Consider the following 11,938-nt stretch of genomic DNA (forward strand, 5'->3'; position numbering starts at 1 on the left):
CATTCATCCGTTAAATATCTTTGGCTTCGTGTCGGCAATTGGGCACTTTAAGGGCCGGCATCGGGGGAGGGCTGCAGATTTCGGCAGGGACGCTTCAACACCGTCACACGCGACAATCTCCAATGCAGCCCTGCAATTGCAGGGATGGATACCAGGATGACCTCGAAGCGATTGTATCGTTTTGTTTTCTTGGCAACCCCACGGATTTTTAGCGTTATTTCGGATGTTGGGCGTTTATTTATGTATAACCTAGTTTAAGTAAATAATACTTACAATTGTTTTTGCCTATTCTGCGTTGTAAATTCCTTTATCGCGTATAGGTTTTGTTTTTTATTATAAAACTTTAGATTATAATTTGACTATTATTATTGTCTGTCGGTTGCTGGTCAGGTTTAATCAAATTTTCGACGTATTCCTGGATAGGGTCTGCCGCGCAATCGCCGAGGGGGAGGGGCATGTCCGTCGAGCTAGATGCAACCACCTATATTCACGCCAAGCCGACAACCGCGCATTCCTACATCTTGCCTTCCGTGCTCGACGTGCTCGAGAGCCATTTCGAAGGTTCTGCAGAAAACGACGTCTTTGATTTGGGATGTGGCACCGGCGGCGCCGCAGCGGCTCTTGCGCGACATGGGTATTATGTCGTCGGCGTCGATCCTTCCAGCGACGGCATCGCCAAGGCCAATGTCAATTATCCCGACCTGCCGTTGAATGTCGGCTCGGCCTATGACGACCTTTCCAGGGAATATGGCACATTCAATGCCCTGATCAGCCTTGAGGTGGTGGAGCATGTCTACGATCCGAAGGCATTCATCTCGACGGTGTACGATCTCGTGAAGCCGGGCGGTATCGCAGTCATGTCGACGCCCTATCATGGTTACCTGAAGAATCTTGCCCTGGCTGCGCTGGGGAAAATGGACGACCATTTCATGCCGTTGAAGGAACATGGTCATATCAAGTTCTGGTCGAAAAGCACATTGAGCACGCTGCTGCTGGATGCCGGCTTCGACAATATTCGTTTTGAATATGTCGGAAGGATTCCTGTTTTCGCCAAGTCGATGATCGCCGTCGCTCAAAAACCTCTTTGGCGGCGGCGTCGCAGTGGCGCATCTCCCAGAGAGCATTCGTTCCCGCGAAATGGGCGATAGAGCGCAGCGCATATCCGCGCCAAGCGGCGCCCGCTGTAATAATCCACAGGTTGTTTTTTACTGTGTGTGATGCTGAAAAAAATCCTTACGAAATATTTACTTTTAGTTGCATTCTTGCTTAAACTCTCCATTATACAGCTGGCGTGCTGATAAAGCGGGAGACTTATTCACATGAAGGCTAAATCGCCGAATTCTATCGACGTCTATGTTGGCAATCGCGTGAGAGTTCGGCGAAAGACGCTCGGGATGACCCAGCACGGTTTGGCCGAACTTCTGGGCATTACCTTCCAGCAGATCCAGAAATACGAAAAGGGAACGAATAGAATCGGCGCCAGCCGTCTTCAGCGCATATCCGAGATTCTTCGCGTGCCCGTCGGCTTTTTCTTCGAGAACGGCGGCGCTGGACCGATCGAGGGCGAGACGAGCGAGTTGAACAAGTTTTTGTCCTCGAAGGAGGGGCTGGCGCTCAACAAGGCGTTCATCGCCATCGAGGACCCGAATATCCGGCAAAAGCTGGTAGCATTGGCCAAAAGCCTGGCGGTCGCGGGATTGACTGACATCGACGGTGAGTTGCAGGATCCGGTTGTGAACGGCTGAAGGTGCACCTTGCTTCATTTGCAGACGTTCGGCGATCTACGGTTGATCGACGCGAATGGCGAACCGGTTCGCTATCCGATCAAGGGCCTGTTGATGATGGCCCATCTCTACGCGGGTGCGAGCCATGAGCTCAGCCGGTATGAATTGGCGCAGTTTCTATGGAGCGATGTCGAAGCCGAACTGGCGCGGCTCAATCTGCGCAAACTGATTTCCCGCATCCGCGAGACGGACGGCGGGCGGGCCGAAATACCCTTCGATTTCACCGCCACCACGGTTCGTCTCAACACGCAGGCGGTTTCCAGCGATCTGGATGTCTTTCGCACCGCCGGTCCGCCGCTGGAGCGGCTGAATGCGATCGCCGAACTGACCCAGCGCGGCTTCATCGGAAATATCAAACCAGCGACAAAGCTAATAGATACCTGGATGAAGGCGCAACGGGACGCTCAGGCGCTGCAACTGCGGCAAGCATTGCTGGATGCGCTGCCTGATGTAGAGAAGTCGGGGGCTGCGCGCATCATTTCGAGCGCCGCTCTGCAGATCCTCGAACGGGATCCGAACGACGAGCAGGTCCGAGCCTTGCTGCAACAGCTATCGGGCGGTTCATCGTTCGGCGAGAGATTGCCAAGCGGCAATGGTCCTGCAAGGGTGGAGGTGAAGCGCGCTGAGACCGGTGGCGCGACCTCTGCCGATATCGAACGCGCATCGCTGCCGCTGATCCTGCCTCGGCTGGTGTTGCTTCCCCCGACTTCGAAACACGCAGATGCCGGGCTGGCGCTTGCGAGCGCCCTGATCGAAGACGTCACGATCGAACTCTGCGCGCTTCGAAATATTTCCATCGTTGCACCGCATACGGCCGGACAAATCCGCCGGGATTCCGAGAAGGCGACCGTCGTCGCCCGCCATTCGATCGCCTATCTCCTGGATACGCGGTTCTCCGACGAAGGATTGTTCGCGCAGCTGATTTACTTCCCCACGGACGAGATCATCTGGGCCCATCGCTTTGTGATGACGCCTGATACGCTGCCCCGGCAGAGACGGCTGATCGCGCAGCAGTTGACCTTGTCGGTGGCCCGCGAACTGGCTGAAAAGGAGGAAGAGCGCTTACGCTTCGAAGCCAACCCTGAGGCCTATCACGCTTATCTCGTCGGCTCGAGCCTGATGAGCAAGCTAACATTGCCGCATATCCGCCGGGCACGGAAGGCTTTCAAGCAGTCGCTGTCGCATAAGGCGGATTTCTCTCCATCGTTTACCGGGCTGGCGAGAACCTTCACCAGCGAATGGCTTGTGACGGCGCAGGGGAACAATGAGCTGCTGCATCTGGCAGAGCAGAATGCGCTTCGGGCGATCGAGCGGGATCCGGCATCGGCGGCGGGCCATCGCGAGCTTGGCGTCACCAAACTCTATCTCGGCGATGTCGATGCCAGCGTCGCCGCACTTCATCTGGCGGAGGAGCTCAGCCCGCATTTTGCCGACGTCATCTACAGCCATGCCGACACGCTCGTGCATGCATCCCGGCCGGGCGATGCGCTCGCCAAGATCCAGAGAGCGATTTCGCTCAATCCGATCGCGCCTGATGCCTATCTCTGGTGTGCTGCGGGAGCGAGCTTCTTTCTGGAACAGTACGAGGAGGCCATTGCCTATGTCGAGGCGATGAAAGACAAAGCGCCGGCCCATCGCATCGCTGCGGCCAGTTGCGCAATGATCGGCGATCGAAAACGGGCGCTCTTCCATCGGCAGCGCGCCGAGAGCATCAACCCGGTGTTCGACGTCGAGAAGTGGCTCGCCATCGTTCCCTTCAAGGAGCAATGGCAAAAGGAGCTTTATCGGGAGGGCCTGTTGAGGGCTGGTTTTTAACAATCACTTAGGGGCATTACATGGCAAAGGCAGTCATTATTGGAATACCCGGCGAAGCAGGTCTCTGGCTCGCCGACCTCGATGCGGGCACGGTCAAGCCTCTCAATCCGACGGGGGATTTGGCAACCGCAAACGGCCTGCGCAAAGCCGGCGGCACATTCGTAAAGAACGTCGACCTCGGCGTCGCCGTTTCGTCGGCGCAGGTCGCCCTTTCCGGTCACGTCGACGGCTGAGCCAGCATTCTGACGCACCGGTCGATATATTCCGATAGAAGCATGTCGCCGCGGGAAACTCTTTCCCGCGTCGAACCTCTTTTGGCCAGGTTCGGCATTACCAGGGTCGCGCGACATACCGGGCTGGATGACACCGGAATCCCCGTCTGGTGCGCATACGCCCCGAATTCGCGGTCGATCGTGATTGCCCAGGGAAAGGGCCTGACCGATCTCGACGCCAAAGTATCCACCGTCATGGAAGCGCTCGAGCGGGCGGTTGCGGGCGAACCCTCCGTCGATCTCGTCCGCGGCACTGCTTCCCGTCTGCAGGCGATGGGGCACAAGGCCGAAACGCTGAACTGCCTGACCGCTCTTCATAAATCCGATCTCGGATCGGACGAGGAGACTGAATGGGTTGCCGGCGTTAATATCCTCACCGGCGATGAGGTTTATATCCCTTTTGAAGCGGTGGTGCTCGACCGGACACGCGACGCGCGATACTGGATGTCTTCGGACGGTCTGGCATCGGGAAACAATATCGAGGAGGCGATCCTTCACGGCGTCCTGGAACGCATCGAGCGTGATGCCCATGTGCTGTGGCAGGTGAGCGGGGAAGCGGATCGTTATGCCGGCTGCGTCGATCCCCGCGGCTTTGAGGATGGCGCCCTGGACGGGCTGATCGACAAGATCGAAGCATCGGGATTGGCACTGAAGCTCTTCGATATCACCAGCGATATCGGCATCCCCTGTTTCACTGCCACGCTAGGCCCGCGGGATATTGGCGGCGACATGGACATTCGCCTTGTCGAGGTCACCGGCGGCGCCGGTGCGCATCCGTCTCCCGTGCGCGCGGCCATTCGGGCGGTGACGGAGGCCGTGCAGTCCCGGCTGACCTATATCAGCGGAGCCAGGGACGATATTACCCCTGCAACTTTCTCAAGATCGTTGCCGCCGCTGATGCGGCGGGCCTTCGATGCTGTTGCCGCACCGCCTGTTGCCGCCATCGGCAGCGGTGGGGAGGCCGGATCTCGGCAATGGGATCTGGCGCAGCTGCTGCAGCACGTGCTCGATGCGCTGCGACAGAGGCAGATCGCTTCGGTGATTGCCGTGCGCCTCAGCGAGGAGGCGCTTCCCTTCAGTGTCGTCAAGGTTGTCATCCCCGAACTTGAAAATCCGGAGGGCGCGCGCGCCCGGCGGTTTGGAACGCGGGCGCTTGCCAGGGCGATAGGCTTTTGAAGATCATTTTCGCAGGCCCCAGTCTTCCCGATGCGACGTCGCTGGCCGGCGAGGGGATCCGCGTCATGCCGCCTGCCACGCAAGGCGATGTCCTGGCTCAGGTGGAGCAGGGCGCCAATGTCATCGGCCTGATCGACGGCGGCTTCGAATATGCCGCGCCGGTCTGGCACAAGGAAATTCTCCATGCTCTTTCGCTGGGCGTCACGGTTCTCGGGGCGGCAAGCATGGGCGCGTTGCGGGCTGCCGAATGCCATTCGTTCGGCATGGTCGGGATCGGTCGCATTTTCGACGATTATCGCAGCGGCCGGTTGGTTGACGATGCCGCCGTCGCACTTACGCATGCGCCAAGCGCGCTTGGCAGCAAGGCGCTGACGGTGCCCCTCGTCAATGTCAGCGCAACGCTCGATGCGATGGAGGATGGCGGACTGCTGGCAAGCGGGTTGCGCCGGGAGCTCGACGATGCCGCAGGCGCGATCTTTTTCAAGAAACGGACATGGCGGGCGATCGTCGAGCAATGCGCAGGGCTGACCGAACCGGATCGTCCGCGACTGTTGGCGGCCCTTCTGTCGAATGCCGTCGATCAAAAGCGCATCGATGCCTTGGCATTGCTGAAAGCCGTGCAGGAGGCGCGCGACAGTCGTTCGAATGCCGATCTGCCCTGGACACTGCACGAAACGCCGTTCCGGACACGCCCAGCATTGTGAATCGAAGATGACGATGGTCACCGGGGGTTGTGTCACGCTTTTTTCACGGGCTCGATCACGTTTGCGCGCGTATCATGCCTTCAATTCGTTGGAGAAATGGGCATGGGCGTGACATCGGTTGTCAAGATAGACGCAGACCAAGGGGCGGAAGACGGTCTGGAGGAGCTTGTCGCATTGGCGCGAATGATTGCCTATGCGCGACAGGTCGCTCAGGATGTCAAACTGCAATTCGCAACGAATTGCCTCGACCTGGCGCTCGAGGCCGTCAAGCAGGAGGTGGGGGAGGGTTTGACCAGGGAACTGGCTGAATTGAGTTCTCCGGTTCCGCAAGTGAGTGTGAGAAGTCATTAGTACGGCGCGTCCGATCGGACGGGCTGAAGAAACTCCACCGCTTCAAACCCGCGCATAACCCCGAAAATCGGCTTCGATTTTCGGGGTTATTTCTTGCGCTTGCGCAACCGGGCAATCGTCAATCGAACGGAGCCGCTTGTTTCAACCGCCGTGAGGCAACGCGCTGAAGCCGACGCCCGGTACGGGCCCATGGTTCGGCGCTTAATGTCGATTTTAGGTTGGGGAAGGCCGGCTCGTTTCCGGCCGCTGGCGCTTGGTTTAGAAGCTGTTCGATATCCATCTCACGGATGGCTTCGAAGCGAGGGGTAAGCGCTTTCGCTGACGTTGCCTCCCGGCAGGGAAGCGGCGGCGATTTCGGGTTTCACTTGTGCTCTGGACATCGGCCGCTTGCCGGCCGATCCCTGCTTTCAGTGGGTCAAATTGCGCTTCTGAGCCAGCAGCAAAATGTAATCGTCGGCAATGTCTGCGATGGCCATTGCCACTTCCGCCGGATCGCATCCGTCGACCTTGGTATTTGCAATGAACTGATAGACCGCCTTCTCGATCTGCTTCCGGCAGATCATCACGCGCTCATCGTAACCAAATTCCGGAATCTGCGATGCTATATCACTCATCAGGTCGGCTCCCTCACTACTTACAGTGACCATGACACAAATTATAAGTTGAGCAAGCAAATGCTTTATGAACGGTTAATTCGCTGCCGAGGTGAGACCATTTCGACACAGGTTAAGCATGTCGTCGAGGATCCGGCGTATTGAAACAGGGGTTTTTGACTACGCTCGGGCATATCTATTGTTTCGTTTCGGGACACTCGCCAAAGACGGCCGATGCTTCCTACGTCGCGGATTTTGCGTCGGTATTTCAAGCGGCGAGGGCGAGCCCATATGCCGACGTTCGAAATGATAGAGCGAATGTTGCTGGCCGGGTTTGTCGGTTCAACCCGCGGAAATCTATTAAAAATGTATATTTATCAATATGTTGCCTTTTGCTTGGTCGTATGGCTTTGTATCGGCAAGTTTCCGAGGCGCGGCCATCCCCGAATTTTGGACCATCGGCTGTCGTAACCTCACCAGCAATACCGGCAGGTTGTGGGAGATGTTGAGAATTCGAAGCGGACATCGCTTTCGGCAGATTTTCCGGTTCCAAAGTAAAGCTAAAGCCGACATCGGTGAACATGAAATGTACCGAATAGACTGAGATGGCCAATTTACGAAAGAAATTCAAATTTATCAAAAGGTAAAATTATGGATTTCAAATAATGGTTGTATTTAAGTATCAATTGCAAAACGATATAGGGCTTCTATTACAATAGTCTCAGGATGCATTATTCTTGATGAGTTTTGCGATACTTATAAAGTTCTATCTGGTGATGACATCAGATTGATGAAGACTGTTTCGCCTCCGAAAATATCCTGAAATCGATTGAGGCCTCGGTTAGAATATCGACCAAGGAGAGCCGGCGCTTCGACATTTGCCGCTGCGGGAGTTTCGCGTCGGGCCGATCTCAATGGGGCAATATCGTCACCCCCCACTCCGATCCACGGCTTTGATGCAGCCATTACAGCGATCGTATTTGCGGCAACCTGCCATCAGGCAAAGTTGAGGACCCGTCGGGGTGGGTGACGGGTCCTCTGGTAGGAATGTTTGCACAGTGCGCGGCTATGATGACAGTTAAATTTGATATTGTCACAGATCATTATTGGGATGATTGTTATTTTTATAGATTAATTGTTTTTTACTGACGGTAATTCTGCTTTGAAATCGAGCTTTCGAATATGGAATGACGAGATATTCAGAGGCAGATGGAGGTGTTATTTGTCAAAGCTTTAGACATTTGACAATGCTCGATCCTTGGCGCGATATGGGCGCCGAGCCAAAGGCGCCAGAGCTAATAGCCGATAGGCTCAGGCGTCCTGCGGCGAGGTCGCCGGCGAGCATTCGCCAGACCGGTCGATCTCCGACAAGCGCCTGAGCAATGCCTTGGTTCTAAAGCGCGACCAACCGCCGACCAATGGGATAAGCGGGTCTATCTCATCGAATTTCCCGAAATTCTTTTGCTTTGGTTGCCTGGCCGGCCAGGCTTTGGACAAGGCCCTGCGTGCGGCCCTGTTGGCTTTTGACAGGATCAATTTGACTATGACGCCGGAAGCAAGCAGTGGACTATGATGATAAATCTGTTTGAGCGAGGCAGCGGCGCTGGGCCAATCTTTCAAAGCGGCAAATTTTGAAAATGCATAAAGATGCGCCGATGCGCGGGCGCAGCTGACGACAAAGGCCGGAAGTGTCGGATTACGGGCAATACACTGCTCGCTCACAGCGAGAAGGGATCGCGCCATACGCGATCTATCGGCAGACATGGCTTCGGAGTGAACACGATATCCCACCAGCCCCAACGGCACCGTCTCGATCTTGAAATGCTCGGCAGTGCGAAGTTCGAAATCGAAATCCTCGCACCCTCCAATCCCCTGTCTTGCGTAACTTGGATCGTAGCCGCCGATCTTGTCGATGACGGCGCGGCGAACCATGAAACCGCTGCCATTGCCGACGAAGCGGAATACGAGATGACGGCTGAGAATGGAGTCCCGGGCGCTCAGCGACGAGCCGGATTTCGTGCAATATCCCTCAGGATCAATGAAGCGGTGCAGAGAATAGACCGCGCCCCAGCTGTCCGGCAGGCGATGGAGCGCCGAAAGCATTCTTTCGATATAGGTCGGATGCCAGATGTCATCGGCATCGAGGAAAGCGATATAGGGGGAGTTCGATGCCTGAATCCCGGTGTTGCGGGCGGCAGCGACGCCGTGGTTTTCCGTCGACAGAATCCGGATCCTTGGATCTCCATCGGCGAAGCGGCGACAGATGGAAGCGGTATCGTCCGTCGAGCCGTCGTCGATGATGACGATCTCCAGCGTCTTGTGGGTCTGGTCGACGACCGACTGCAGCGTCTCGGCAAGGTAGGAGCTGGCGTTATAGGCAGGAACGATCACCGCCACTGGAATGTTGGATGTGGTTGGCATCTCCATCACCGTCACCCGAGCTTGGATGTGAGTGCGGGCGGACGCAGATCGATCCGGTTCTTCATCAGCCTGGCCACAGCCGGCCGATGGCTGACGACGATCAGCGTTCTGCCCGCGTCTTCTCTCATCGCCGAAAATACCCGCATCTCGGTGTCTTCGTCGAGCGCGCTCGTGGCTTCGTCCAAAAGCAGGATCTGGGGCCGGCCGGCGAGCGCGCGCGCCAGGCCGATGCGCTGCCTCTGTCCGCCCGAAAGCCGGATCGCCTCGTCGCCCAGCCATTCATCGAAGCCATAGGGCAGATCTTCGATGAACTCCGTGGCGCACGCCACATCGGCGGCCCAGCGGATATCCTCGTCCGGGATATCGCGACGAAACCGGATGTTGTCGAGGACCGTGCCCTCCATCAGTTCGACATCCTGGCCGGACACGGAGAGCAGTTGCAGCCAGCTGGAGCGGTCGATGCTTGTCAGATCCCGGCCGTCGACCGTGATCACGCCTTGGGTCGGTCGGTTGAGATCGAGGATCATGTTGAGGATGGTCGTCTTGCCGGAGCCGCTTGGCCCGGTCAGAGCCGTCGTCTCGCCTGCCCTGATCGCAAAGCTCAGATCGTGAACCGCTGGCGCGTTCGAGCGCTCGTAGGCGAAGGAGACATTGTGAAAGACGATCGCCTCGGCCAGGCGGGTGACCTTCTCCCCTTGCTTGATGTCATCCTTTTCGGCAAGCAGCGCCAGGACGTTCTGCAGCGAGGCTTCCATCTCGTAAAGGCTGAGGATCTGCGAGTCGAAGCCCTTGATATGCGGCTGAAGCCGGTAGAGAAGGATGGTGGCCGAGAGTGCGGCCTTGAAATCGACCGGCAGGAATTCCGAAGACAGGATGATCGTCAGGATGACCCCGAAGGTCAGGATTTCGCTCAGAAGCGAGGTCGTCGCTCCCATCCAGTCCGACCGGCGCCAGGTCTGACCGACCTCCCTGGAAAGCGTCTCGAAGAGCTGCTGGTGGCGCTTCTCCAGGCCGAAGCTTTTGACAGCCTTCAACGTCTGCAGCGTTGTCCAGCTCAGCTGCGTCAAGGCTTCGACCGCGGCCAGGGCGGAGGTGCCGAGACGGCGGTAGGCGCCGGCGAAGAACCCCAATGCGAAATTATGGATGAAGCCGAAGGCGAGCCCGAGCAAGGCAATCGGCCAGGCCATGACCAGCATGCCGACGCCGAAGATCACGATCGTGCCGAAATTGACCCCCAGTCGAACGAGGCTGGCATGGGCCGACGACACCGCGTAGGATTCGGTGGCGATGACATTGATCAGGTCGCTGCGCTCATAATCCTGAAAGCGCTGGAAGGGCATGGTCAGGACCTTGGCGTAGAGGCGGTCCCGCATGCGGTCGCTGATCCGATGGTTGACGGCGCTTGCAATCAGCGAATTGGCGCATCCGAGAAGAATCCGGAACAGGATCGAGCCGATCAGGATGCCGATGAGCACAGGCTTGGAAAGACTGAGGTCGATGCCGCCGAAAAACGCCGGAAGCCATGCGACGGCGCTGCCGGCAACCGGGCCTTCCTGCCCGAGAAGAAAGACGAGGCTAACCAGAAAGGTGATCCCGACCATTTCCGAGAACCCCGTGAGAATGCCCAGGACGATCATCACCGTCATCTTGAGCCGCAGCGAGGGGACGAGTTGGCGAAGCTCGCGAAATCTTGCCGCGACCACCAGATAGGCGCCTGTCGGTTTAGCGGAAGCTGGTTTTCGAAACCTATTCATGGCCGACCGTCCGTGAAGAGGTCGGGCTGATCGCCTGCTCGGCGGGCACGGTCGTGAAACGATCGCTGAATGCCGTTCCGGCTTGCGGAATCTCCGCGGCGAAGCGTTTCGTTGGCCGGGCGGGCTTTCCAAGGACATGCCTTGCCATACGGATGCCCTGGCGTTTCGTCTGGCGCCAGCCCTGCTGCATGCCATGGCGGATCAGCTGCGGGATGTATTTTTTTGCCATCATCGGCGTGAGTTTGCCGACTTGCGCATAATCGGCGCCGAGAAGGGCCTTGTTGAAATACCAGCGCGCTGTGTTGAATTGGGCTGCCCGGATATCCCGCGCAAGCTGCGGATAACGCGCGATGATCGGGGCCATCACCAGGCTATGTGACTTCAGCATCCGGTAGGCGTTGCTGGACATGTTGCCCCTGGTGAAGCGATAGCCGGTGAGGAAATCGGGAACCAGGGCGAAGGGCAGGATCTCGGCGAGCGCCAGATAAAGCTTCAGATCCTCACAGCCTTCGGCGCCATTGTCGCGCAGGCCGGCGTCATAGCCGCCGCAGCGAAGGATCTCCGCCCGCGGCATTAGGGGCGTGCTGCCATTGCCGATGAAGTTTTCCCGCAGCAGCGGCTCGAAGATATTCCCCTCATGCAGGACCGGCCGTGAATGGCCGAAAATAATGCCGTTCTCGTCGATCGCCGCATACCAATTGTAGACGACCCCGTGTCCGCCGGGCAATGTCCTCAGCGCCTGAAGCTGGCGCTCGATCTTCTCGGGATGCCACACATCATCGGCATCGACGGGAGCGATATAGGGGCCGCGTGCCTCCCTTATGCCGTGGTTGCGCGCGCGTGCAACCCCGCCATTGTTCTGGCGGAGAACCCGGATACGGCGGTCGCTCAGGCCATAATCGCTCGCAAGTTCGAAGGTCCCATCCCGCGATCCGTCGTCGACCACCAGGATTTCGAGCTTGTCATAGGACTGGGCAGAGACGCTTCGCAATGTTTCGGCAAGCGTCCTCTCGGCATTGTAAGCCGGTATGACGACGGTGATGAGAGGGGCGGCTGCGCCTGATATTG

The 11,938-nt window shown here is 57.6% G+C and carries 11 protein-coding genes; 7 read left to right on the forward strand and 4 right to left on the reverse strand.

Going from position 1 to position 11,938, the window contains the following annotated elements; translation table 11 throughout:
- The first annotated feature begins 455 nt into the window (after nt 1–455).
- From ACMUVN_RS26215 to ACMUVN_RS26245, 7 genes are all read left to right on the forward strand, one after another.
- Nucleotides 456–1,148, forward strand: a complete 693-nt coding sequence (locus tag ACMUVN_RS26215) for a class I SAM-dependent methyltransferase (RefSeq protein ID WP_245433173.1) — start codon at nt 456–458, stop codon at nt 1,146–1,148.
- 171 nt (nt 1,149–1,319) lie between these two features.
- Nucleotides 1,320–1,745, forward strand: coding sequence for a helix-turn-helix domain-containing protein (locus ACMUVN_RS26220; protein WP_028758131.1), 426 nt, complete (start codon nt 1,320–1,322; stop codon nt 1,743–1,745).
- 9 nt (nt 1,746–1,754) lie between these two features.
- Nucleotides 1,755–3,599, forward strand: a complete 1,845-nt coding sequence (locus ACMUVN_RS26225; RefSeq protein ID WP_414815644.1) for a peptide antibiotic resistance protein — start codon at nt 1,755–1,757, stop codon at nt 3,597–3,599.
- Nucleotides 3,600–3,619: 20 nt separating this feature from the next.
- Nucleotides 3,620–3,832, forward strand: coding sequence for a hypothetical protein (locus ACMUVN_RS26230; RefSeq protein WP_028758129.1), 213 nt, complete (start codon nt 3,620–3,622; stop codon nt 3,830–3,832).
- Nucleotides 3,833–3,874: 42 nt separating this feature from the next.
- On the forward strand, nt 3,875–5,047 hold the full coding sequence (locus ACMUVN_RS26235) for a YcaO-like family protein (protein ID WP_414815645.1): 1,173 nt from the start codon (nt 3,875–3,877) through the stop codon (nt 5,045–5,047).
- On the forward strand, nt 5,044–5,751 hold the full coding sequence (locus tag ACMUVN_RS26240; RefSeq protein WP_183904771.1) for a TfuA-like protein: 708 nt from the start codon (nt 5,044–5,046) through the stop codon (nt 5,749–5,751). The genes ACMUVN_RS26235 and ACMUVN_RS26240 overlap by 4 nt, the downstream gene beginning before the upstream one ends.
- Before the next feature lie 102 nt (nt 5,752–5,853).
- Entirely contained in the window at nt 5,854–6,102 is a 249-nt protein-coding gene (locus ACMUVN_RS26245; RefSeq protein WP_028758126.1) for a hypothetical protein, read from the forward strand.
- A gap of 407 nt (nt 6,103–6,509) precedes the next feature.
- Here the strand turns inward: ACMUVN_RS26245 and ACMUVN_RS26250 are convergent, their stop codons facing one another.
- The 4 genes from ACMUVN_RS26250 to ACMUVN_RS26265 form a co-directional block, all read right to left on the reverse strand.
- Nucleotides 6,510–6,716, reverse strand: a complete 207-nt coding sequence (locus ACMUVN_RS26250; protein ID WP_028758125.1) for a hypothetical protein — start codon at nt 6,714–6,716, stop codon at nt 6,510–6,512.
- A 1,290-nt stretch (nt 6,717–8,006) separates the two neighbouring features.
- Nucleotides 8,007–9,131 carry a glycosyltransferase family 2 protein gene (locus tag ACMUVN_RS26255; protein WP_097542026.1) on the reverse strand — a complete coding sequence of 375 codons (1,125 nt, stop codon included), beginning with the start codon at nt 9,129–9,131 and terminating at the stop codon, nt 8,007–8,009.
- Nucleotides 9,128–10,870 carry an ABC transporter ATP-binding protein gene (locus ACMUVN_RS26260; RefSeq protein ID WP_097542027.1) on the reverse strand — a complete coding sequence of 581 codons (1,743 nt, stop codon included), beginning with the start codon at nt 10,868–10,870 and terminating at the stop codon, nt 9,128–9,130. The genes ACMUVN_RS26255 and ACMUVN_RS26260 overlap by 4 nt, the downstream gene beginning before the upstream one ends.
- On the reverse strand, nt 10,863–11,936 hold the full coding sequence (locus ACMUVN_RS26265; protein ID WP_097542365.1) for a glycosyltransferase family 2 protein: 1,074 nt from the start codon (nt 11,934–11,936) through the stop codon (nt 10,863–10,865). The genes ACMUVN_RS26260 and ACMUVN_RS26265 overlap by 8 nt, the downstream gene beginning before the upstream one ends.
- Nucleotides 11,937–11,938 lie beyond the last annotated feature (2 nt).

This window comes from Rhizobium sp. IY2 (assembly GCF_047532935.1).
In the GTDB taxonomy this organism is placed as follows: domain Bacteria; phylum Pseudomonadota; class Alphaproteobacteria; order Rhizobiales; family Rhizobiaceae; genus Rhizobium; species Rhizobium anhuiense.